Here is a 23,284-nt window from a genome sequence, read left to right as displayed (position 1 = left end):
TGTAATGTAGTGAAGAAATATTTACCAACTGTTAAAAATTCTAAAGAGCATGTCGATTACTGTCAAGACTTATGCGGGAATCTGAATATGACAAAAAGATTACAAGAAAAAATCAAGGCATAAATCTATACCTTGATTTCCATTTAAATACATATATTGAATGTAGAAAGGATAGAAATTATTCGTGTTTAAGAAGATGACATATTGGATTGTAACAAACTCTGAGAAAATGATCGTTGCAGCATTTTCGTGATAGGGCCAACTTGACCATCTCGGATTGCGGTTCCATCAAGATGAGTCATCGGCAAAATTTCAATCGTCGTTCCTGTAAAAAAGCATTCATCCGCTTGATAAACATCACGAACGCTGAAAAGCTCTTCTTGTACTGGAATACGAAGGGTTTTCGCTAAAGAAAGAACATATTGACGAATAATGCCATTTAAAATAAGGTGATTAGCTGGATGTGTGTAAAGAGTTCCGTTTTTAATGAGAAAGAAGTTAGAGTGGCTGCCCTCAGTTACAGTACCATTTCGTACGAAAAGGGCCTCTTTACAACCTTTTCGTTCCGCTTTCGTAGTAGCTAATATATTCGGTAATAAGTTTAATGATTTAATATCACAGCGTAGCCAGCGCGTATCCGGTTCTGATATGGCACGTACACCATATTCAATCCATAACGCTGGTCTTTCTTTCTTTGTAATATAGGCATAGATTGTTGGAGGGACGTCATATGAGAACGTATGGGTACGAGCTTGTACACCACGAGATACTTGCAAATAAATCGTTCCATCTTCGTGGAAATTATTATTTTCGATTAGTTTATAAAGTAGGGTAATCAGTTCCGCTTTTGAGAAAGGGAGTGTTAATTCTATTTCTTCCATGGAGCGATATAATCTTGTGATATGCGGATCTAATAAGTGAAAGTTCCCTTTATATAGACGAATAACCTCGTAGATACCATCCCCAAACTGCAAGCCTCTTTCCTCAAGGTCTATGTACGTTTTTTGTTTCGTTGTATCAATAACTGCATCATTCCAAAGTACAAATCTTTCATATGCCAATTTTCGTCCCATCCTTTCGTAAGTGCATAAGTAAAGTGAAGTTTTCATTCATTTGGAATAAAAATCACTACAGTAATTTTTATGTGAGTAATTCTTTACATATGACGTATATGTATTTGTAAATGGTAGAGAAGTGGTAGTGATTTACAGCATTTCGTATATACAAATTCGAAAATAAGAAATAAGAATCCTGCTTTTAAATAAAAAAAAGCAACATTCTTATGGAATGCTGCACAAGGAGGGTAGCTATCTTTCATAGGGACATCGTCTTATTGAATGTTTTGTGTATGGAAACAAAACATATTGAAAGACAATTATAAGAAAGTAGAAATAAACGATTCACATATTTCTTTAAGGGATCTTATTACAGATGAGAGATAAGAAATATATAGAACCTCGTTTACATATTTTATTATAGAGATACTTCATTAATTTTATATGAATATTTGGTAAAGGTTATGTAATGTTAAAGTTAATGAATATAAGTAATTGTATGGAGGAATATAAAAAAAGAGGCTGAGATTACTCAGCGCTCTTCTTTTCTTCTTTAATAGCTGTCTTTACTTCACCAGTTTTGATCTTGTTGCTTTCAGAGAAGCGAAGTAAATCACCCTCAATGATTTTGTCAGACATGCTCAATTCATTTTGGGCACGATCAATAAGTGGTTGAGATTCTTCTTTTGGTAGTTGTACAACTTCGCCAGTAGCACGGTCGTAGAATGTACTGTTCGTGTACATGTACTTATCTGTAACGAAGCTACCATCACGAAGAACAACGAATCCTTTATTGTCAGGTGAGAATACGTCATGACCGAATCGAACGTCATTCGTAGAATCTACACCAAGTAAGTTTAGAATAGTTGGTTTAATGTCAATTTCACCAGTTGGTTTTGAAATTGTTTTACCTTCTTTTTGACCTGGAACGTGAATAAACATTGGTGTTTTTTGTAAGTTCATATGGTCAAACGCAGTAATTTCTTCTTTTCCTAAGAACTGTGCCATTGCACGGTTATGGTTTTCAGAAATACCGTAGTGGTCACCGTAGAATACGATAACTGAGTTGTCGTAAATACCTTCTGCTTTTAGACGTTCAATAAAGTGTTTCATTGCTTCATCTAAGTAGCGAGCTGTTACCATGTAACGGTCAAATACGCCATCACCAGAATTGTATTCATCAATTAATTTTGTATTGTCATCATAAGTGAATGGGTAATGGTTTGTTAAAGTAAGGAAGCGAGTATAGAACGGTTGCTTCACTTGTTTTAACATATCGATAGATTGATCAAAGTACTCGATATCTTTTAATCCCCAGTTTAATTTCGTTTCTGGCGTAATCTTATAGTCAAGCTCGTTGTAGTAACGATCATAACCAAGTGCCGGATACATAATGTTACGGTTCCAGAATGTTGCGTTGTTTGCGTGGAATACTGCAGTGTAGTATCCTTGCTGACGTAAAATTTCTGGAGTTGCTGTGTATTCGTTGTTACCGTGTGTGAAGAATACAGCACCACGGTCTAGTGGATACATTGAAGTATCTACTAAGAATTCAGCATCAGATGTTTTTCCTTGCCCAGTTTGATGGAAGAAGTTATCAAAGTAATAACTTTCTTTCGTAAATTGGTTTAAGAATGGTGTAACTTCTTGTCCGTTAACTGTTGCACCGATTAAGAATGTTTGTAATGACTCAAGAGAGACAACGATTACGTTCTTCCCTTTTGCAGTACCAAACATATTTGGATCTGGTTTGCTTTGCGTTGTTTTTACGTAGTTCTCTGTTTCCTGTAACTTACTACCGTCAGCAAATGCTTTTTGTGAACTTGATTTTGCTTGTAAGCCAAGATCATATACTTGGTGTACATATAAACCTAAGTTTTTAACAAGCATAACGCGGTCGAATGAACGTGTTAATAGTTCTGGACGCTCAGCTTCTGCCAATCCTAAGTTTGCGAAGAAAATAGCAATTGTTGACACGAAGTATAGGGAACGCATTGGGCGTGCTACACGTTCTGTCGGTGCAAAATTCTTCATCTTCTTCAATAAAATGAAGAATACGATAATATCAGCAAATGCGAGGATAATTTTGTAGTTAAACAATTCTTTTACACTAGAACCTAAACTTCCGAAGTTAGATGTTTGTCCTAGTACTGGTAAAGTAACGAAGTCATTGTAGAATCCGTAGAACATTACGTTACCAACAAGAACGATTGTTAAGACAAAATTAATTCCAAGTGCTATATAGTTACGTTTTTTCCCTTTTGCAAATAATGCAAGACCAACAAGCAGTAATGATGCTGCTAATGGGCTAAGGAATAAAATGAATTCTTGCATGAAAGATTCAAGTTTTAAATCAAAGCTTGTGCGTGTAATAAGATATGTCTTCAACCATAAGGCTAAAGCTACGAATGCAGTGAAACGCACATTTTGAAATTGTGATTTCAAGGTTTCTTTCATTCATTTCCACCCTTTCTCTATCAGGCTTGGTCGATTTTGGAGCGAAAAATGCTAAAATAAAAAATACATAGTTTTCTTGGCCATAATTAGAGGTTCTATATTCACCCATATACGACTATAACTATGCATACCCTTTTAGTTTCTTGTGTTACTCATAAGCATAACGTCATTTCTGTATTATACAACAAAATTCATTTCTGAGAAACACTATAACATTTTACATTTTTTGTATGAGATTTGTCACTACCAGAGAAAACTTTAACATTCGTTTATATGTCCGTCAACTAGAAAATATAACAAAGGTAGAGCAGAATGTTAAGTGAAAGTGAAAATTTTCTTTGTTGAGAAATAAGAAATGACAATGGGTAAGTGGTTATCTAGAAACCTATTATATGAAGGGAAGTATGTAAAAATTAACGAACACTTGTTCTTTTTTGGTTTGTTTGTTACAATGAAAGTTCATTGATAGATTATGTGTAATTTTGATGAACTTTTACTGAAAACATATTGTAGCTTATTTCTTTTAAAAAAATAGGGAGGCTTTTACATGAAACAAAAATTTTCAGTTGAAGCATTTTGGAAGAAAGTAAAACATGTCGCAAAGCAAGCAGGGCAGTCGGTCATTTATGCAAGTTTATTATTGTTTTACGTTTTGCAGAAACCAGATGTTCCAAAGCGAGTGAAAATTATTGTAATTGGAGCACTTGCTTATTTTATTGCACCGATTGATGCGATTCCAGATTTCGTTGCTGGAATTGGTTATACGGATGATTTAGGGGCGTTAATGGCTGCGCTATTACAAGCGTCGTTATACGTTAATGATGATGTGAAAGATAAGGCACGAGTGAAGTTGACAGAATGGTTTGGTTCGGATATAGACACATCCTTTATCGATCAAAAATTAGATCAATAGGTGAGAACTGTCACATGGTGACAGGGCGAACGTAAGCGAGGAAGTGCATTATGCCGTCAGGAAGAACGCATACGAAAATAAACTTAATATCCCTTCCGGTTGTTTTGTTTATGCTCTTTTCGTATGGACTAACAAATTTTGATTTTTTATTAACTTTTGCAATTGGCTTTTTAGTAGGTACTACATTTTTAACACCGGATTTAGATACGTATAGTAATGCGTATAATAAATGGGGATTCCTGCGTATATTTTGGTATCCGTATAAGAAGGTGATGCCGCATCGCTCCTTCTTTACACACACAATTATACTTGGTGATGTGATTCGTATTGCATACATGTTAATTGTGTTTTCTCCGTTTTTATTCCTATTAAATGTAATCGCGCTTGACGGGAATTTAATAGAAATGGCGAAGGAACATGAGGTTGAAATTGTAACGTTCGTAATGGGAATTGTTGTGGCAAGCACGCTTCACATTATAGCGGATAAAGTGAATACGCGCCGTAAGAAAATGATGAGAAAAAAGAAGAAACGCAGAAGATAAAAAAACCGTCCCAAAAAGTATTTTGGGACGGTTTTTTCTTATTAATCAAACGTTTGTTTAAAATTAAGCTTTCAGTACTTTAATACCTTTCACGATGTTCCAAATGAAGTAGTATAAGCTAATGATTCCGCAAATACATAAGACAATCATTGTACCGATGCCCAGTGTTACATCCGGTTGATCAGATCCAAGACCCATAATTCCTAAAATAGTTACGCCAATGAATGTAGCGATACTTGGGATAATGTGTGTCCATAGAGCACGTTTTGCATGTGGTTTCGTTTCAGCATCGCCTACAATCCACACAATAATAGGGAATAAGATAGGGGCAAATAATACACTAAAGTATGATAAAGCTGCTAATATTTTGTTTCCATTCATATATATCACCTCATAAATAATGTCCGTTGTTATACTATTATTATGCAATAGTTTTGGCAAGCTTTCTATCGATGAACATTACAAGAACATGACGGTTTTGTAAGATTTTTTTGTTAAATAATAAAATTTTCAAAAAAATCTTTTTAAATGGAAATTGTTATGGTACAGTATAAATGAAAGTTATTGAAAACGTTTTCTTAAACGTTTTTTTATTTTTAGACTTAAAGGTATGATGACCTGATAGTCTATTGATGAGGTTATTCTACTTAAAAGGGGATTCTTTAGGGGGAGAGAACAATGAACACATGGACACAAGTTTATGATCCGTTCGGAAACATTTGGATTTCGGCGGCGGTCGCACTTATTCCGATTATCTTTTTTTTCTTAGCTTTAGCAGTTTTCCGCATGAAGGGGTATGTGGCAGGATTTATTACAGTTGTACTTACAATTTTAGTGGCATTATTCGCTTATAAGATGCCGTTCACGATGGCAATGGCAGCGACTGGATATGGTTTTTTATACGGACTATGGCCAATTGCTTGGATTATCATTATGTCGGTATTTTTATATAAAATATCTGTGAAAACAGGTCAATTCGATGTGATTCGTGCATCTGTATTATCCATTACGAATGACCATCGTTTACTCGTTATTTTAATCGGTTTTTCATTCGGAGCATTTTTAGAAGGGGCAGCGGGATTCGGTGCACCAGTAGCGATTACGGCAGCGCTTCTTGCAGGCCTTGGGCTAAATCCTTTATATGCGGCAGGTCTTTGTTTAATTGCAAACACAGCACCAGTAGCGTTCGGAGCGATGGGTATTCCGATTACAGTTGCTGGACAAGTAACAGGTATTGATCCACATAAAATTGGACAAATGGCTGGACATCAATTACCGTTCTTATCATTATTTGTTCCATTCTTTATCGTATTTTTAATGGACGGGTTGAAAGGAGTAAGACAAACGTGGCCTGCTTTACTTGTAGCAGGTAGCTCATTTGCAATTACGCAGTTCATAACAGCGACATTCTTAGGACCAGAACTTCCGGATATTACGTCGGCACTTGTAAGTTTAGTTAGTTTAGCGCTGTTCTTAAAAGTATGGCAACCAAAAGAAATTTATCAATCAGGGCAAGCAAATAGAGAAGTAGCTGCAACAACAGCGGCATCGATGCCGAAATTAACGTTAGGAAAAGTAGTAAAGGCATGGTCTCCATTTATCGTATTAACGGTTATGGTAGTCATTTGGAGTCAAAGTTTCTTTAAAGCATTATTTGCTCCAGGAGGCGCGTTAGAAAGCCTTGTATTTAAGTTTGAAATTCCAGGCTTGCACAATTTAGTAATGAAAGCAGAGCCTATTGTAAATAAAGCGACGCCTTACGAGGCAATTTTGAAGTTTGATGTATTATCAGCAACGGGAACAGCAATTTTAATTGCTTGTCTCATTTCCATGTTTATTTTGAAAATGAGTGTAAAAGATGCAGTGGTAACATTTAAAGAAACTTTAAGTGAACTTAAAATGCCAATTCTATCTATTGGATTCGTATTAGGATTTGCATTTATCGCAAACTATTCTGGGCTATCTTCTACACTAGCGTTAGCACTAGCAGGAACTGGCGGACTATTCCCGTTCTTCTCACCATTCTTAGGATGGATTGGTGTATTCTTAACAGGGTCTGATACTTCAGCGAATGCATTATTTTCAAATTTACAAGCAATTACAGCGCAGCAAGTCGGTGTATCTGAAGTACTTCTCGTTGCAGCGAATACAACGGGCGGTGTAACCGGAAAAATGATTTCTCCGCAATCGATTGCCATTGCTTGTGCAGCAGTTGGACTTGCTGGAAAAGAATCAGATTTATTCCGGTTTACAGTGAAGCATAGTTTATTCTTCGTAATTATTGTTGGTATTATGACGTATGTACAGGCATATTATTTAACGTGGATGATTCCATAAACAACAAAAGAAATAAACTTTGCATTTTTCAGATTATCGTGTATGATGAGAAAGTATTGAAAATTAAATCAGTGATAAACTAGGGGTGCCTAACGTATGCGTAGGCTGAGAGAGAAGCGCGTGAACTTCTTAACCCTTTGGACCTGATCTGGCTCGTACCAGCGTAGGGAAGTTAACGGCTTTACATAATGATGTCTTTATGAGCCAGGTCCTTATTTTTTTATGGACCTGGCTCTTTTTATTTTGGCATACGCTGGCCATATCTCGTCCTTGTCACGTACAGGGGGGCAACAAAGGTTATGAAACAGTCTGTTTCAGCTGAGCAAATTGAATTGAAATCGAGTTTACCAGGAAGTAAGAAAGTGTATGTGGATGGACCACGAGAAGGTATGAAGGTGCCGATGCGTGAGATTGAACAAAGTGATACAAACGGCGTTCCGAATCCGCCAATTCGCGTATATGATACGAGCGGTCCTTATACGGATCCCGCGTATAAAGTGGAGCTGGAAAAGGGGATTCCAACGCCACGCCACTCTTGGATACTGGAGCGTAATGATGTAGAAGCATACGAAGGGCGCGAAGTGAAACCAGAGGATGACGGTGTGAAGGTGGCTTCGAAACATACACCTGTTTTCCCGCAAATGGATCGTAAACCACTTAGAGCGAAGCAAGGTGCAAATGTTACGCAAATGCATTATGCACGTAATGGCATCATTACGTCTGAGATGGAATATGTTGCGATTCGTGAAGGGGTAGAACCTGAGTTTGTTCGTAAGGAAATTGCGGAAGGTCGCGCTATTTTACCAGCGAATATTAACCATCCCGAAGCAGAGCCGATGATTATTGGACGTAATTTCCACGTGAAGGTGAATGCAAATATCGGAAACTCTGCTGTATCTTCTTCTATTGCAGAAGAAGTAGAGAAGATGACGTGGGCTACTCGCTGGGGTGCAGATACGATTATGGATTTATCTACAGGTAAAAACATTCATACGACGCGTGAGTGGATTATTCGTAATGCGCCTGTACCAGTTGGAACTGTACCGATCTATCAAGCGCTTGAAAAAGTAAACGGAATTGCAGAAGATTTAACGTGGGAAGTGTATCGTGATACGTTAATTGAGCAAGCGGAGCAAGGCGTAGATTACTTTACGATTCACGCTGGCGTATTACTTCGTTACATTCCGATTACTGCAAAGCGTACGACAGGTATCGTTTCGCGCGGTGGTTCAATTATGGCGCAGTGGTGTTTATACCATCATAAAGAAAACTTCCTATACACTCATTTTGAAGAGATTTGTGAAATTATGAAGCAGTATGATGTTTCGTTCTCTCTTGGAGATGGATTACGTCCAGGTTCGATTGCAGATGCAAATGACGAAGCGCAGTTCTCTGAGCTTGAAACACTTGGTGAATTAACGAAGATTGCTTGGAAACATGATGTGCAAGTTATGATTGAAGGGCCTGGGCATGTACCGATGCATTTAATTAAAGAAAATATGGAGAAAGAGCTTGATATTTGCCAGGGCGCACCATTCTATACACTTGGACCGTTAACGACAGATATTGCACCAGGTTATGACCATATTACATCCGCAATTGGAGCTGCGATGATTGGCTGGTTTGGAACAGCGATGCTTTGTTATGTAACGCCGAAAGAACATTTAGGTTTACCGAATAAAGATGATGTACGCGAAGGTGTTATTACGTACAAAATCGCTGCGCATGCAGCTGATCTGGCGAAAGGGCACAAAACGGCTCATCAGCGTGATGATGCACTTTCAAAAGCTCGTTTTGAATTCCGTTGGCGCGATCAATTTAATTTATCTTTAGATCCTGAACGCGCGATGGAGTATCACGATGAAACGTTGCCAGCAGAAGGTGCGAAAACGGCTCATTTCTGTTCCATGTGTGGACCGAAGTTTTGTAGTATGAGAATTTCACATGATATTCGGGAATATGCAAAAGAAAATGATTTAGAAACGACAGAAGCAATTGAAAAAGGAATGAAAGAGAAAGCGAAAGAATTTAAAGAAACAGGTAGTCATTTATACCAATAACACGTTACACCTCTTTACTTGATTGATCACACTGTAGTACCTAACTTAAATATAGAAGAAGCCCGCTTTGCTAAGACGGTAGCAAAGCGGGCTTCTGTTGTTTATTCCGCTATTTGTGGGCAGTAAGACCCCCGCCTCAAAATTCAGCGGAAGCAAAGAAGTTAGGTGGGGGGCAACTGCCCGTAAAAGCCCGATTAGTTAGGGCTGATTAAAGTTTCACTTTATAAGGCGAAGAAGAGATGTACCCAGTAGAATAAGAGGAATAATGTAACGACTGTTGTGAGTGGAATAACGATAAGGGATACACTTAAATAGTCTTTCCATTTTACTTTAATTTTGTTTTGTTTCAGGATATACATCCAAATGAGAGAAGCTAGCGTACCGATTGGTAATAATAGTGAACCGATGTCACTACCAATGATATTTGCGAGATAGATAGTTTTTAATGTGACTGGATCTAATCCCATTTCTGTTAACGTAATGGTCCCAATCATAAGTGCAGGGTGATTATTGAAGACATTGGAGAGGAGAGAAACGAGTCCACCCATTGCAAAGCTAGCATAAAGCAGATGTTGACTTACAACTGGTTCAAGCCATTGGACAAGCGCTGCTGTTAATCCTGCGTTGTGGAGCCCGTAAATAATGACATACATAGAGAAAGCAAAAATCAAAATGTGCCAAGGTGTCTTTTTCAAAATGTCGACAGGGTTCGTTCGTAAGTAGTACCATCTCCAAATAAGAAGAACGAGTGAACCGAGTACGGCAACAATCTCGATTGGGATGGATAAGAAGGATGCAACGAATAGAAGACAGCGCATAAGGAAGACGAAGCCTAATACTTTTAGCATGAACCTTGTCCGTTTTTGTTTCGTATCAACTGAATTTTTTCCTTTTAACGGATGAAAGTTTTTCGTGAAGAATATTTCTTCAATATCATATGAAGAAACAGGCAATTTTTTCGGAAGTTTTTTCTTCAAAACCGTATACATAAGCCATGACATAAACAATAGTCCTAATGTTGCAGGTACAAACATCATAGCGGTATGCATATAAAGAGTCATATTCACGATATTTAATGCGATTAAGTTTACGATATTACTTACACCAATTGGTGCACTAGATGCAGTAGCGATTAAAGCACCGCTTAATAAATAAGGGATTTGTTGATGCGGTTTTAATTGAAGATTTTTTAGGAGAAGAATTAAAATTGGCGTTGTAATTAAAATACTACCGTCGTTATTAAATAAAAGAGTCATAAGGAAACATAATAATTGAATATACCAGTATAAGCGGCGCCCGGAGCCTTTTGCTAGGTTTGCAAGTTTCGCTGCGGACCAGTGGAAGAAGCCGAAGCTTTCTAATATAACCGCCATAACGATGGTCGCTAATATTGTTATGGAGGCACCGCCAATTTTACTAATAATGTCCATGACGTCTGGTTTTGATACAAGTCCAGTAATCAGGATAATGCCAGCGCCAATTGCTGCCGGCCACGCCTCATTTAAACCACGAGGTCGCCAAAAGATAACAATCATTGTTAAGAAGAATACAATAATAGTAATCCATATTTCAATGCTCATATTTTACCTACCTTTCTACTTTTCCTTAAAGTAATGTAGCTTGTCTTAAGGTTTGTATTGGTAGTATATTCAGCAAAAAATAAGAAGAACTAGACGTATAACGGAGTGCAATAAATATGTGTTTTTCAAGTTATGGGACAAGTATCTCTCTTAGTGAAATAACTATTGTGAGAGGAGTCTAGAAATTAATGGGGCAGTAAGATAGTAAATGAAATTTATATGGGCGATTATGGAGATATATCGGCGCAACTCAAAATATATCAGCGATTATTGAAATATATCGGCGCAACTCAAAATATATCAGCGATTTTTAAATTATATCGACTTATCGACAAAACATGACAAAAGGAGCCCACCCCAAAATACCTTTTGGAACAGGCCCTACAATATTATTTTTCCTTCAAAAAAGTTCGATCCTTCAAGAATAAATTCCAGAAGAAAATAAATCCTGGTAATAAAATTGCAATCCCAATTGCATATAGAATAAGCAATGCATAGAATGTTTCGACCGTTGTAAAGCTTGTAAATACAGTTACATCAGGATAAATAATATACGGTAAATGCGCAACGCCGTAAGCATAACTTGCAAATGCATATTGAGCGACGACTGCTAAAACAGCGATGCGAGGGTATCCTAGTGTGTCATACTTCTTGTTTGTCCACCAAAGAGAAGAGTATCCGATAATGAATAAAACGATAGAAACTGTAAACCATGTGAATTGCTTTATTAGCCCTTGCATAAGCCAGTGTGTTTCCGGATCCATTACAACGAGGGCAATAATCGCCGTAACGAGCGTTGCAGGACCAAGGATAATCGCATTTCTTCTATAAATTCTATATGCATCTTCTGAACCTTGTTCTCTCGCAAAATCAGCAAGAAAGAGAGAGGAAAGAAATAGTTCCGAAGTTAGTCCGAAGAGCATATAACAATAAATAACAGGACTAGAAAGAAGTTTTCCATATAGGAGTACTTCTTTTCCTTCAGACATTGTAATATAGGCACCTTCTGTAACAGGTAAAACGGTAATTAATAGGGCTGGAATTAAGAGTCCTGTAATACCTGAAATAATACGAAGAAGGTGTTGGTACTTCGGCAGGGAATAAGCAAATACCATAAATGTACTGCGAATTGCCACGAGTACTAGAATTAACATAACGGGTACGAACATTACCGTTGCTAGGGTAAAAGCGGCTTTCGGAAAGAAGCCAAGAAAAGCGACAACGACAAAGACGAGAAATGTATTTGTTACTTCCCAAGTCGGTGATAAGTATCGGTTGGCAAGCTTGGCAGCTAGCGTTGGATGTTTTGCGTATACCATGCCCCAAAAACCTGCTCCAAAATCGATGGACCCTAATATACTGTATACGAAAATAAGAGCCCATAAGATGATGATTGCAATACTTTCCTCATGCACGAGAATCGCCTCCTTCGTGATGTAAATCATTTGTAAGCGGATGTTTCTTAAAGAATGTCCGTAGTACAAAAACTGTTAAAATACCGAGTCCAATATATAAAATGATGAATAGAATAAATAAAGGACCGACAAAATCGGCGCGTGTAGAAGCATCGACTGTACGTTGCATACCGTAAATGGTCCATGGCTGACGACCGCTACAGCTGAAAATCCAACCAAATTCAATGCCGAGCATCATAACTGGTCCACATGCGGCAGCTCCCCAAAGAAGCCATTTCGGTAGCTCTGTTCCTTTTTTTCGGTAAACAAAGTACCAATATAAGAGGGCAATTGCTGCAACTGCAAAGGTAAAGGCAGCAGTGCCAACCATTAAATTGAACAGTGTATGCGTGTAAAATGGTGGCCATGTTTCTTGTGGAAATTCCTTTAGTCCTTTTACGACAGTGTTAGGGTCTAGTCCTACTAGTAGGCTAAGCATGTTCGGGATTTCTAGTGCATAGTTTAGTTCAAGTGTGTTAGGATCTACAACGCCGCCAATTGATAACGGTGCATGTGATGTCGTTTCAAATAGAGCTTCAGCAGATGCCAGTTTTTCAGGGGAATGCTTATGTAAAGCAATTGCCGATTCGTGTCCCGAAAGCCACATTGTAGCGCCTGTAATAAATGTCACGACGAGTCCTAACAGTAGTCCTTTTTTATGATATGCCACTTCACGTTCACTTACATTCTTCTTTAATAATTTAAATCCGGCGATAGAGGCAATGACGGCAGCTCCAGTTGCGTAGGCTGTAATCACAACGTGGAATGCGCTCGTGCCAAAACTCGGATTAAAGAAAGCTTTCCACGGATCAACGTTAAAAACTGATCCATCTGGTCCCATTGAAAAGCCCGCGGGTGTATTCATCCATGTATTTGCCGATGTAATAAGCACGGCGGATGCCGTGGCACCAATCATGACGAAGAATAGCGAGATTAATCTCATGAATGGAGGTAGTTTGTCAGCTGCATATACATAAATGGACATGAACAAAGCCTCTAAAAAGAAGGCGAAAATCTCAATTTGAAAGGGAACAGAAATAACCTGCCCAACAATTTTGGCAAAACCCGGCCAAAGCAGTGAGATTTGCACACCAACGATTGTTCCAGTTGGAATTGCTACACCGAGAAGGATGGCAAAAGCCTTTGTCCATCTTTTCGCCATAATGGCGTAGTCGGAATCTTTCTTCCAGTGATAGAGTATTTCACTTATAAAAATCATTAATGAAAGTCCGACACCAAGTGTTGCGAAGATAATGTGGAATGCTAGTGAAGAACCGAAAAATGCTCTTGCTAATGTTACCGTATCCATATGTAAACTCCTCTTCTTTTTTGCCATTATTTTCTGATTGAATTGGAAGATTTATTCAAAAAAACTACCAAAAATATATATGTATTTAAAAAGTGGATATGGTAATATAATGTTTGAATATTCTAAATAGAAAGAAGTTAATATTTTGTTTGTTTTTTAGTGAGGAATATTTTATAATCTTTTATGCGAACATAAGTTCTGTTTTTGGAGTGAAGAAGTTTATGTGAAATGGAGAGGATGTTTTATGTATCCTGAAGTCATTAAAAAGATGGCATTTTCAAAAGAGCATAGAGATTTATTATTGAAGCTGTATAATAAAGAGATTACGCGTAGTGAGTATGATCGACTCGTAGAATCGCTATATAGACCTTCTAAAGAGGCTTGTGAGGGATGATAAAGGAACGGGAGACAATCTAATAGATTGTCTTTTTTAAATTTGTGTATGTTCTGGTAAAATTAAGGTTAGCCTTAATAGGGAGGTGAAAGGATTGCGGAAACGTTTATATATAGGGGTTGGGGTTGTTCTCTTAATCGCTTTAGGTGGAATTGTATTTTGGTCAGCTTTGCAAGGAAACCGTACGGAACATTTTATTTTAAGACATATGGTGAATGAAAATGGGACGCTTGCTACATATCGTTTAGAGGATACAAAAGCAGGTACTGGTGAAGCGAAAGGCCGTGAAGCTTTATCGGAATCAGCAGGACTATGGCTGCAATATACACTCGATAAAGACGATCAAGCGTTATTCGATGAACAAGTTAAGGTTATTCAAAATAACTTTGTACATAAGAACCAAATTGTTTTATGGAAAATCTCTGAAAAGGGAGAAATGCAGTCAGCTACAAATGCACTTATTGATGATCTTCGTATTATAGAACAGTTATATCGCGCTTATGAAATGTACAAGGAAGAGCGCTATAAAAACTTGGCAGATCAATTGAGTGATGCTGTAATTCGTTATAATAAGAAAGATAATTATTATGTTGATTATTATGATGCAGATGCAAGGAAACAAAATGATTTTGCAACAACGTCATATGTAAATCCGCATGCATTCTCCTATATGAAAAAGTATGGAAAAGTTTCTGCTCAGCAATATGAGGAAGTCGTTCAATTTTTAGCGGATTATCCAAGGCATGGATGGGCATTCCCGAAAGAGTATAAAGCAGATGGTACATTTACGTACGACAAAGAAGTGAATCTGATTGACCAATCATACGTTGCATATCATCGTAGTTTAGGTGGTCTTTCATCAGATGCTTATTTGGAATTTATAAAGAAGAAATTTCAGGAGGATGGAAAGCTATACGGTCGTTACAATTTAGAAACGGGAAAACAAACTGTGAATTATGAATCGCCAGCCGCTTACGGATTAACGATTTTGTACGTACTACAAACAGGTGATACAAATTTCGCAAAGGAATTATATGATCATATGGCCACATTCCGAAATGACAACGTATTTAGTAGATACTACGGTGGATATGTAACAGGCGAAAATAACAATACGCATATTTTTGATAATGTTTTGCCGCTTTTAGCTGAAATAGAATTAGAGAAGAGTGAAAAATAAAAGGTGCCACCCTATGGGGATGGCATCTTTTATTGTTTAATATCATTTTAAGTCCTAATATTGGAGAAGTAATCAATTACGAATTCACGGAATTTCTGAGCAGTTTTCGATAAGTAACGTTTTTTTGACCAGCTTAACCCAATCGTTCGCTCACAATTTGGTTCAATAATACGTAACTTATTTAATGCTAAAGTAGAGTTTTTTAATAAAGTTAAACTTGGGACAAAGGCGATGCCGAGGCCTTGCTTAATCAGGTCGCTAATCACGGTTGGTTCATCTACTTCAAAAGCAATATGTGGAGTGAAGCCAGCTTCTTTACAAAATTCATCTGTTAAGTGCCGAAATCCGTAACCGGTGTTCATACTAATGAACGGTTCGTCTTTTACTTCATGCAAATATACACTTTCACGTTCTGATAAACGGTGCCCTGAAGGGACGACTAAGAAAATTTCTTCTGTAATAAGTGGTTCCCAAATAATCTCTTCGCCTTCAATTGGCACAGAAGAAATGCAAAAGTCAATTTCTATATTATCTAGTTGTCGTTTCATAGAAGGAGTAGATGCGAGAAATTGTTGGAATCGAACGTTAGGATGTTCTAGTAAAAAAGAACCAATTAGTTCGGGTAATATTCTTGGAATAGAAACAGCCAACGTAATAGAGCTTTGTTGTAAGTCAGCTAAATCTTTAATTTCTCGTTCGCCTTCACTTAATTCATGAAAAATGCGCTCTACTCGTTTTAAAAATACTTTCCCGAAAGAGTTTAATGTAATTTGTCGCCCTTGGCGGTCAAATAACGGAACGCCCAAGTCCTTTTCTAATCTAGCAATTGTTTTGCTGAGTGAAGGCTGTGCGATATGCAATTCTTCAGCGGCTTTTGTCATATGCTCTAATCGTGCAACTGTTTGAAAGTATTTTAGTTGAAGAAGTTCCATTTTGATTCTCCTTTCTATAGACCAAAAGGAATGGATTGATAATTAAAGATGTATTATACAGTATGGAAATGGACGTGTATAGTAAATCTGTTAAACCATTCTAATGGTGTGAAATTCGGAGAAGGAGTATGTTTCATGAAAGGAATTCAACTTGTATTTAAAGATTGGAAAGCGATGTGGCACCATAAACATGGGCGTATCGCTTTAATTTTTTTGTTAATCGTTCCTTTAATTTATTCAGGGTTCTTTTTAGCTGGATATTGGGATCCATACGGAAAATTAGATAAATTACCTGTTGCGATTGTAAATTTAGATAAGGGTGCTGCAATGGATGAGAAAACAATTCATGCAGGAGACGATTTTGTAAAAAATTTAAAAGAGAATAAGGAACTGGCTTTTCATTTCGTATCAGAAAAAAATGCTGAGGAAGGGCTAAAAGAAGATAAGTATTATATGGTTGTTACGATTCCAGCCGATTTCTCTAAAAAGGTAAGTACACTTATGGATGAAAAACCAGAACCAGCACAATTGCAGTACAAAGTAAATCCGGGTAAAAACTTTGTAGCAGCTCAAATTGGAACGACAGCTGTTGAAAATATGAAAACAAAAATTTCAAATAGTATTACGAAATCTTATACAGAAGGTGTCTTTTCAAAGTTTCAAGACTTAGCACAAGGGTTGAGTGATGCAAGTAATGGTGCTGGGAAGTTACATGAAGGAACGACAGATGCAAGAAATGGGGCAAATCAGCTTGCAGATGGTATTCATCGTTTAAGTGACGGGACATCAAAAGTGAAAGAGGGAAGTGAAAAACTTGCTTCTAGTCAATCAGCTTTAACTGATGGAGCGAATGAGCTGAGTGAAGGGGCAAAATCCCTTCATAGTGGTATGGAGTTATTAGCACAAGGTGAAAAAAACTTACAATCAGGGGTTAGTGAATTAAGTGCTGGTACAAATGAATGGGTGAACGGAAGTGAGAAACTTGCTGACGGGCAAGTGAAAGCGGACAATGCAGCAAATAGTGTAAAACAACAATTAGAAGAGTACGTGAAAAGTCATCCAGAGGTGCAGCAAGACCCTGCTTTTCAAAAGATTATCGCTACTTCTAATGGATTAGCTCAAGCAACAAACACTTTAAATAATAGTCAGAAACAATTGACACAAGGTGCACAGAAGCTTGCAGATGGTCAGCATAAGGTTGAAGAAGGTATGAATACATTCGGAGTTAAGTTAAATGAAGCTACTGCTGGAACGAAAAAGATAGCAGATGGTGCTACAAATTTAGCTAGTGGATTTACGAAATGGGGAACTGGATTTACATCATTACAAGAAGGTGTAAATCAACTTGCGAGCGGGGGAACAGAGCTGAATCATGGTGCTGATCAGTTAACGAACGGACTTGTTAAACTTGACGACGGTGCGAAAGAACTTTCTACGAAATTGGGAGAGGGCGCAGAGAAGATAGCGGATGTTCGCAATGATGATGCACGCAATACGATGTTCTCAGAGCCAGTTCAATTAGTGAAGTCAACAGTTTCTGACGTGCCTAATTACGGTTCAGGTATTGCACCATATTTCTTATCACTTGCATTTTATGTTGGCGGAATTATGGCGTCGAATATTTTACCGCTTGGCCGTAGACAAAATATGAAAGTAAGTGGAACAGTACATTTTATTAACAAATTAGGCTTAGTATATGTAATTGGACTTATTCAAGCATTGCTTGTAGATGTAGTTGTGCTAGGAGTTATGAAATTAGAAGTTGCAAGTGTGCCACTCTTTGTTTTATCAAGTATCGTTATTTCCTTTACGTTCATGACGTTTATTCTTATGTTAGTAACGGTATTTGGTCTTGTTGGAAAGTTTTTAGCGGTAACGCTTCTCGTCTTGCAATTAGCGACGAGCGGTGGGACTTTCCCAGGAGAATTAAATATAGCTGTTCTTAGCAAGATTGGACAATTTCTCCCAATGTCCCATTCTCTTAGAGGATTGCAAGATGTGATTTCTTTAGGAGATTGGTCGCAATTACAAATGCAAATTTTAATATTGTTATGCTATCTCGTTGTTGCTGGTGGAATTGCTTGGATCACGAGCCATATACAACATAGGGAAACGAATGCAGAACAAGTTTCTTAAAATGAAAGAAGCTATCCGACTTTTTCGGATAGCTTCTTTTTTATTTGCGTTCCATTACCGCAAAGTAATTGTTTTCATTATCAGCAAAGTTAAAAGCTCTGCCAGTAGGTAAATCTACAACTTGTCCAACAGTAACGTTTTTCTTAGAAAGATCTTTATATAGTTGATCTAAGTTGTTAGAGAAGAACATAAGTGAAGGAGTACCTAAGTTTAATTCAGGTTGCATCTTTGCAATTAACTCTTTATCGTGAAGAACGATGCTTGTTCCTGCTTCTTTTGACGGTGCAATTTCAATCCAGCGAAAACCTTGTCCGTTATTTTCTTCCGCAATAATTTGGAATCCTACTGTCTCAGTCCAAAATTGCATGGCTTCATCTTGATTATTTACATATAGCATAATTTGTCCAATTTGATTAATCATAGGTGTGTCCTACTTTCTTTTCGTGTATGGAATTCTATTATATCAAAGATATGGTTTGAATACCTTTTCGTGATTTTTCCGAAGTACAATCTTCGCCCATCTCATATTTGTCGTAGGAGAAGGTCCTGTAATCCATGTATGAAATGGTAGTGCACTGCATATGACCATTGCTGAAATCGAGATTGTGGCCGTTATTGTAAATAATAATAAGCTATACAATATTGTGTTTTCTTGCAGTATGAATAAAGAAAGAAACTTTGTACATAGTTGCAAGAAGAAAAAGTGAGCTAAATAAGCACCATATGTGTAATTCCCGATAAATCGTAAAGCTTTATATAAGAAACCGCGTCTCTGTACGATTGTAATAGAAAGCACGTAAAGTATGATAATTTCGCATACGATATATAAAAACATAGACGGTTTTAAATAAGTCGAAACGGTTAAATGAATAGAGTTTGCTCCGTAAAAACTAAATAACTCATAATTGATGAATAAAAATAAGACGAAAAATAATATTGTGATAAGCGGGATATGTTTCATAACAAATGTACGCCACGTTTTTAGTGCTACAGCAGCGATTCCTCCCATGACGAAATAGAACGAGTAGAAGAAGAAGGAACGGTCTGTATAATGTAAAATTGTTGAGCTAGTCAATTTCTCTCCATTAAAAATGTAGTGCGAAGAATACCACATTAAGAGGAAATATAAACAAGCAAAGATAGTCATATATTTATATATGTCTTTTTTATTTTCTGTTCGTTTTTGAAACCAATAAAATAGTGTGCACAGCAAAGGGAACAATAGGTGAATTTGGAACATCATAATCACGTACCAAAGGTGAGGTGCGGCTGTTCCGAGTAATAAACTTTTTATTCCGCTTTGTAGTGTAATCATATCGTTTGTTGTTAATAAGTAAAGAATAGACCAGAAGAGATAAGGAATGAGTAAATGTGCGGCTTTTTCAGAAATATATTCTTTGTATACTAATTGCTTTGTATAGTGACGAATTAAGTGGAAGCCGACGATAAATATGAATGCAGGTGCTGAAAATTTTGCAAGGTTAAATAGCATGCCCATAATGAGGGATTGCTCAAGTAAGACATTTCCTTGATTCATTGTATATAATAACGAACTTTGCAAAACGACAGCAAGAAATGCAATGCTTTGCAGAACTTTAAATTCAGGTGCGCTTTGTGTCATTAGGTTCATCTCCTTTTCCATACATGATTATAGTACGGAGAATGAATAATGGATGTGGAATATTTGTGAAGATTTTAACAAATTTGTGGCAGAATAGATTATATCGACGATTTTTCGGATATATCGTTCATAACTTCAAATATATCAACGATTTTTTCAATATATCGACGTTTCGACAAGGGATATCGACTTATCAACAAATAACGACAAAAAGAGGATGCTCAAAACGAGCATCCTCTTTCTATCTATTAAGCAAATTTGTTTTTGATCCAGTTCTTACCTTCTACAAGGCGAGCTGTCATTACGGCACAAGCGTTATCTGCTGTTACGTTTAACATCGTTGCAGGAGGATCAATGATTGTACTAATTGCTGCGATAATTGGCAATGCTTCTGGCGGGAAGCCATATAAAGAAACGATTAACATTTCACCAATCATACCGCCGCCTGGAATAGCGCCCATTACTGTTCCTACTAATAGAGAAACAACAAGTGCGATTGCTAATGTTTTTGGTCCTTCGAATTCCATGTTGAAAATACCGAATAAGAAAGCAATTTTTAATACGCCGCCTAAAACAGAGCCGTCTTTATGAAGTGTAGATCCAAGAAGGACAACTGTTTCACGAACGTCAGAAGAGATACCCATTTTCTTCGTTGCTTCTAAGTTCGCTGGAATACTTGCGGCACTACTACAAGTTGCAAGAGATGTAACTGTAGGAGAGACCATGTTCTTCCAAAATACTTGTACACCTTGCTTGCGACCTGCAAGGTATGCATAGAACGTAAAGAATACAAAGAAGTAAATAAGAGACGCTGGATAGTATACCATTGCTGCTCGGAAGTAAGTTCCAAGAAGCTGTGGTCCGAATTCACCAACTAATGCTGCGAAGTAAGCAGCAAGTCCGATTGGAGCGTAGTACATAATGAAAGATACGACTTTCATTGAAATTTCTGCACCAGCTTGTAAGAATGTAGCGAATGGTTTTCCTTTTTCACCAACTGCTGAAGTTGCAATCCCCATTAAAATAGAGAAGAAAATAAGAGCTAACATATTTTCACGAGATAGTAACTTCGAGAAGTCAGATACTGTTAGAATACCGACGATTTGATCTGCAACACTAACTGCTTTTTCAGCTTTGTCAGGTTGGGTTAGTTCTAATACAACACCTTGTGCTGGCGGGAATACTTTCACGACAATAATCATAAAAATAGCAGCTAAAATACTTGTAAATAAGAAAGTCCCAGCCATACTAGACATAATTTTACCGAAACGTTTTAATCCATCCATATTAGCAATAGATGACGCGATGCTAAAGAACACTAACGGTACAACAATCGTAAACATTAAGTTTAAGAAAATGTCACCAAGCGGCTTTAAAGCAACTGCATCGGCACCCATGAAATAACCAATGAAACCACCAATTAGGATAGAAGATAATAAAATAAGTGGAAAGCGATATGCCTTCATAAATATATCCTCCTATCAATTAAAAAAATCATACTGAATTATTATAGCGAGTTAAAGTCCTCTTTACTAGGAGAATACGGATAGATAGAATAGCGTGAAAACCGAGAAATTTTTGTTTTTAAGCTCGGCATACAGCAGGAAATCTAGACATATATATTTGTAACCTAGTTGTGGTAAGGGATGCGCCATCATTTAGGTTGAGAAGAAGGGGGAGGGAAGCGAGATGAATATTTTGCTTTGCTGTGCAGCGGGAATGTCTTCCAGTTTGATTGTTACTAAAATGGAGAAAGCAGCAGAGGCAAGAGGAATAGAGGTAAAGATTTGGGCTGTATCAGGTTCTGAAGTAAATAGCCATATTGATAAAGCTGATGTACTTTTACTTGGGCCACAAGTACGTTATTTATTACCGAAAATGAAGGAATTATGTAAGGAGAAAGGGGTACCTGTTGATGTCATTCAATCCGTTCATTACGGACTTTGTAATGGGGAAGCTATCTTGCAAGCAGCTTTGTCAATGAAACCATGAGGAGAGTGGGATAGATGATACGGTTTTTAGAGAAATATGTAATGCCGGTAGCAGGAAAGGTTGCAGAGCAGAGGCATTTGCTAGCAATTCGTGATGGACTTGTATTGACGATGCCGTTCTTAATTATAGGATCATTTTTCCTCATCATTAGTGCTTTACCAATACCAGGTTATAATGATTTTATGGCAGGTTTGTTTGGGGAGAATTGGCAGAGGGCTTTGGGGTATCCAGTTAGTGCAACTTTTAATATAATGGCTTTAATAGCTGTTTTTGGAATCGCTTACAGACTTGGAGAATATTATAAAGTGGACGCTTTAGCATCCGGGGCATTGTCGCTTGTGACGTTTTTACTTGCGACACCATTTCAAGTTGCATATATTATACCAAGTACAAAAGAGAGTGTACTTGTAGAAGGTGCTATCCCAGCTGTATTAATGGGAAGCCAAGGGTTATTTGTAGCAATGATTATTGCACTTATATCTACTGAACTTTATCGGTTTATTGTACAAAAAAAGATAATTATAAAGATGCCAGAGACAGTTCCGCCAGCTGTGACACGTTCATTTGCCGCGCTTGTTCCAGGATTTATTGTTGTAACGGTTATTTGGCTTTTACGCTTAATTATAGAAAATACTTCTTTTGGCAGTATCCATAATATTGTAGGGCAAATTTTACAGGAACCACTTAGTGTACTTGGTGCTAGTCTTTGGGGCGCAATAATAGCTGTTATTCTCGTTCATGTTCTTTGGTCATGTGGAATTCATGGAGCTACTATTGTTGGTGGTGTAATGAGTCCCGTTTGGTTGTCGTTAATGGATCAAAACCGAATTGCTTACCAAGCAGGGCAAGATATACCAAATACGATTACTGCACAGTTTTTTGATTTATGGATTTATATGGGCGGATCTGGTGCAACGCTTGCTTTAGTTGTAGGAATGTTATTATTTGCCCGAAGTCAGCAATTAAAAAGTATAGGTAGATTGTCAATTGCGCCTGGTATATTTAATATTAATGAGATGGTAACTTTTGGGATGCCAATTGTCATGAATCCAATTTTATTAATTCCATTTATATTGGTTCCAGTTGTGTTAACAATTGTTTCTTACTTTGCAATGGAATGGGGATTAGTTGCTCGTCCGAGCGGTGCTGCTGTTCCTTGGACGACACCAATTCTATTTAGTGGATATTTAGGATCAGGTGGGAAAATTTCAGGTGTTGTTTTACAACTTGTTAACTTTGCGCTTGCATTCTTCATTTATTTACCGTTCTTAAAAATATGGGATAAACAAAAAGTGGCGGAAGAAAAGGGGGAGTAAAGAACT

Annotated in this window: 19 protein-coding genes and 1 riboswitch; of the genes, 9 read left to right on the top strand and 10 right to left on the bottom strand. The window is 37.4% G+C overall.

Translation table 11 applies throughout. The features are described 5' to 3' along the window. Positions 1 to 188: 188 nt before the first annotated feature. Positions 189 to 1,073, bottom strand: coding sequence for a D-amino-acid transaminase (locus tag ACTFR9_RS17420; protein WP_229136624.1), 885 nt, complete (start codon positions 1,071 to 1,073; stop codon positions 189 to 191). A 510-nt stretch (positions 1,074 to 1,583) separates the two neighbouring features. Beyond that, entirely contained in the window at positions 1,584 to 3,512 is a 1,929-nt protein-coding gene (locus ACTFR9_RS17415) for an LTA synthase family protein (RefSeq protein WP_000665331.1), read from the bottom strand. Positions 3,513 to 4,059: 547 nt separating this feature from the next. Between ACTFR9_RS17415 and ACTFR9_RS17410 the strand changes: the two genes are divergently transcribed. Together ACTFR9_RS17410 and ACTFR9_RS17405 are read left to right on the top strand one after the other, a co-directional pair. After that, a complete protein-coding gene (locus ACTFR9_RS17410) occupies positions 4,060 to 4,425 on the top strand; it encodes a YkvA family protein (protein WP_000810368.1) in 366 nt (121 codons plus the stop codon). A 50-nt stretch (positions 4,426 to 4,475) separates the two neighbouring features. Next, the gene (locus ACTFR9_RS17405) at positions 4,476 to 4,967 is read left to right on the top strand and encodes a metal-binding protein (RefSeq protein ID WP_001139083.1); all 492 of its coding nucleotides are present in this window, start codon (positions 4,476 to 4,478) and stop codon (positions 4,965 to 4,967) included. Positions 4,968 to 5,030: 63 nt separating this feature from the next. Here the strand turns inward: ACTFR9_RS17405 and ACTFR9_RS17400 are convergent, their stop codons facing one another. After that, positions 5,031 to 5,348, bottom strand: coding sequence for a DUF4870 domain-containing protein (locus ACTFR9_RS17400; RefSeq protein WP_001014100.1), 318 nt, complete (start codon positions 5,346 to 5,348; stop codon positions 5,031 to 5,033). 297 nt (positions 5,349 to 5,645) lie between these two features. Between ACTFR9_RS17400 and lldP the strand changes: the two genes are divergently transcribed. Both lldP and thiC read left to right on the top strand, forming a co-directional pair. After that, a complete protein-coding gene (lldP, locus tag ACTFR9_RS17395) occupies positions 5,646 to 7,304 on the top strand; it encodes an L-lactate permease (protein ID WP_001099319.1) in 1,659 nt (552 codons plus the stop codon). Between the two features lie 71 nt (positions 7,305 to 7,375). Further along, positions 7,376 to 7,491, top strand: a riboswitch (TPP riboswitch). Positions 7,492 to 7,603: 112 nt separating this feature from the next. Further along, positions 7,604 to 9,364 (top strand): phosphomethylpyrimidine synthase ThiC, encoded by a 1,761-nt coding sequence (thiC, locus tag ACTFR9_RS17390; protein WP_000814470.1) that lies wholly within the window; start codon positions 7,604 to 7,606, stop codon positions 9,362 to 9,364. A gap of 221 nt (positions 9,365 to 9,585) precedes the next feature. On the opposite strand, the gene ACTFR9_RS17385 is transcribed toward thiC, so the two are convergent. The 3 genes from ACTFR9_RS17385 to cydA form a co-directional block, all read right to left on the bottom strand. Further along, the gene (locus tag ACTFR9_RS17385; protein ID WP_000021134.1) at positions 9,586 to 10,944 is read right to left on the bottom strand and encodes an arsenic transporter; all 1,359 of its coding nucleotides are present in this window, start codon (positions 10,942 to 10,944) and stop codon (positions 9,586 to 9,588) included. A 389-nt stretch (positions 10,945 to 11,333) separates the two neighbouring features. Next, positions 11,334 to 12,359: a cytochrome d ubiquinol oxidase subunit II gene (locus tag ACTFR9_RS17380; RefSeq protein ID WP_000544181.1), complete on the bottom strand. Its 1,026-nt coding sequence runs from the start codon at positions 12,357 to 12,359 to the stop codon at positions 11,334 to 11,336. Further along, entirely contained in the window at positions 12,352 to 13,707 is a 1,356-nt protein-coding gene (gene cydA / locus ACTFR9_RS17375) for a cytochrome ubiquinol oxidase subunit I (RefSeq protein ID WP_061131825.1), read from the bottom strand. The genes ACTFR9_RS17380 and cydA overlap by 8 nt, the downstream gene beginning before the upstream one ends. Positions 13,708 to 13,951: 244 nt before the next feature. Here cydA and ACTFR9_RS17370 point away from each other — a divergent pair, with 244 nt between their 5' ends. After that, positions 13,952 to 14,101: a hypothetical protein gene (locus ACTFR9_RS17370; RefSeq protein ID WP_000283184.1), complete on the top strand. Its 150-nt coding sequence runs from the start codon at positions 13,952 to 13,954 to the stop codon at positions 14,099 to 14,101. Positions 14,102 to 14,195: 94 nt separating this feature from the next. Beyond that, positions 14,196 to 15,281 carry a hypothetical protein gene (locus ACTFR9_RS17365; RefSeq protein ID WP_001231693.1) on the top strand — a complete coding sequence of 362 codons (1,086 nt, stop codon included), beginning with the start codon at positions 14,196 to 14,198 and terminating at the stop codon, positions 15,279 to 15,281. 47 nt (positions 15,282 to 15,328) lie between these two features. On the opposite strand, the gene ACTFR9_RS17360 is transcribed toward ACTFR9_RS17365, so the two are convergent. Next, complete coding sequence (locus ACTFR9_RS17360; protein ID WP_000421916.1) at positions 15,329 to 16,213, bottom strand: LysR family transcriptional regulator; 885 nt, start codon at positions 16,211 to 16,213, stop codon at positions 15,329 to 15,331. A gap of 135 nt (positions 16,214 to 16,348) precedes the next feature. Between ACTFR9_RS17360 and ACTFR9_RS17355 the strand changes: the two genes are divergently transcribed. Then, positions 16,349 to 18,349 carry a YhgE/Pip domain-containing protein gene (locus ACTFR9_RS17355; protein ID WP_000676362.1) on the top strand — a complete coding sequence of 667 codons (2,001 nt, stop codon included), beginning with the start codon at positions 16,349 to 16,351 and terminating at the stop codon, positions 18,347 to 18,349. Positions 18,350 to 18,389: 40 nt separating this feature from the next. Here ACTFR9_RS17355 and ACTFR9_RS17350 read toward each other — a convergent pair whose 3' ends face one another. From ACTFR9_RS17350 to ACTFR9_RS17340, 3 genes are all read right to left on the bottom strand, one after another. Then, a complete protein-coding gene (locus tag ACTFR9_RS17350; protein WP_000609840.1) occupies positions 18,390 to 18,770 on the bottom strand; it encodes a VOC family protein in 381 nt (126 codons plus the stop codon). 42 nt (positions 18,771 to 18,812) lie between these two features. Then, positions 18,813 to 19,970, bottom strand: a complete 1,158-nt coding sequence (locus tag ACTFR9_RS17345) for an acyltransferase (RefSeq protein WP_000194314.1) — start codon at positions 19,968 to 19,970, stop codon at positions 18,813 to 18,815. A 248-nt stretch (positions 19,971 to 20,218) separates the two neighbouring features. Further along, a complete protein-coding gene (locus tag ACTFR9_RS17340; protein WP_000649370.1) occupies positions 20,219 to 21,436 on the bottom strand; it encodes a dicarboxylate/amino acid:cation symporter in 1,218 nt (405 codons plus the stop codon). 223 nt (positions 21,437 to 21,659) lie between these two features. Between ACTFR9_RS17340 and ACTFR9_RS17335 the strand changes: the two genes are divergently transcribed. Beyond that, positions 21,660 to 21,962, top strand: coding sequence for a PTS sugar transporter subunit IIB (locus tag ACTFR9_RS17335; protein WP_001023546.1), 303 nt, complete (start codon positions 21,660 to 21,662; stop codon positions 21,960 to 21,962). A gap of 14 nt (positions 21,963 to 21,976) precedes the next feature. Further along, on the top strand, positions 21,977 to 23,278 hold the full coding sequence (gene celB / locus ACTFR9_RS17330) for a PTS cellobiose transporter subunit IIC (RefSeq protein ID WP_000617774.1): 1,302 nt from the start codon (positions 21,977 to 21,979) through the stop codon (positions 23,276 to 23,278). Positions 23,279 to 23,284: the final 6 nt, after the last annotated feature.

The sequence above is a fragment of the Bacillus cereus group sp. MYBK222-1 genome (assembly GCF_051916425.1).
GTDB classification, from domain to species: Bacteria; Bacillota; Bacilli; order Bacillales; family Bacillaceae_G; genus Bacillus_A; species Bacillus_A paranthracis.
Note: the sequence above shows the minus strand (reverse complement) of the source record. Positions and strands in the feature narration are given on the sequence as shown.

Bases quoted from the DNA above. Each gene is read 5' to 3' on its own strand.
- ACTFR9_RS17370 (WP_000283184.1), top strand. From the start codon at position 13,952: ATGTATCCTGAAGTCATTAAAAAGATGGCATTTTCAAAAGAGCATAGA.
- ACTFR9_RS17405 (WP_001139083.1), top strand. From the start codon at position 4,476: ATGCCGTCAGGAAGAACGCATACGAAAATAAACTTAATATCCCTTCCG.
- ACTFR9_RS17410 (WP_000810368.1), top strand. From the start codon at position 4,060: ATGAAACAAAAATTTTCAGTTGAAGCATTTTGGAAGAAAGTAAAACAT.
- ACTFR9_RS17385 (WP_000021134.1), bottom strand. From the start codon at position 10,944: ATGAGCATTGAAATATGGATTACTATTATTGTATTCTTCTTAACAATG.
- lldP (WP_001099319.1), top strand. From the start codon at position 5,646: ATGAACACATGGACACAAGTTTATGATCCGTTCGGAAACATTTGGATT.
- thiC (WP_000814470.1), top strand. From the start codon at position 7,604: ATGAAACAGTCTGTTTCAGCTGAGCAAATTGAATTGAAATCGAGTTTA.
- ACTFR9_RS17360 (WP_000421916.1), bottom strand. From the start codon at position 16,213: ATGGAACTTCTTCAACTAAAATACTTTCAAACAGTTGCACGATTAGAG.
- celB (WP_000617774.1), top strand. From the start codon at position 21,977: ATGATACGGTTTTTAGAGAAATATGTAATGCCGGTAGCAGGAAAGGTT.
- ACTFR9_RS17335 (WP_001023546.1), top strand. From the start codon at position 21,660: ATGAATATTTTGCTTTGCTGTGCAGCGGGAATGTCTTCCAGTTTGATT.
- ACTFR9_RS17420 (WP_229136624.1), bottom strand. From the start codon at position 1,073: ATGGGACGAAAATTGGCATATGAAAGATTTGTACTTTGGAATGATGCA.
- ACTFR9_RS17340 (WP_000649370.1), bottom strand. From the start codon at position 21,436: ATGAAGGCATATCGCTTTCCACTTATTTTATTATCTTCTATCCTAATT.
- cydA (WP_061131825.1), bottom strand. From the start codon at position 13,707: ATGGATACGGTAACATTAGCAAGAGCATTTTTCGGTTCTTCACTAGCA.
- ACTFR9_RS17415 (WP_000665331.1), bottom strand. From the start codon at position 3,512: ATGAAAGAAACCTTGAAATCACAATTTCAAAATGTGCGTTTCACTGCA.
- ACTFR9_RS17350 (WP_000609840.1), bottom strand. From the start codon at position 18,770: ATGATTAATCAAATTGGACAAATTATGCTATATGTAAATAATCAAGAT.
- ACTFR9_RS17355 (WP_000676362.1), top strand. From the start codon at position 16,349: ATGAAAGGAATTCAACTTGTATTTAAAGATTGGAAAGCGATGTGGCAC.
- ACTFR9_RS17400 (WP_001014100.1), bottom strand. From the start codon at position 5,348: ATGAATGGAAACAAAATATTAGCAGCTTTATCATACTTTAGTGTATTA.
- ACTFR9_RS17345 (WP_000194314.1), bottom strand. From the start codon at position 19,970: ATGACACAAAGCGCACCTGAATTTAAAGTTCTGCAAAGCATTGCATTT.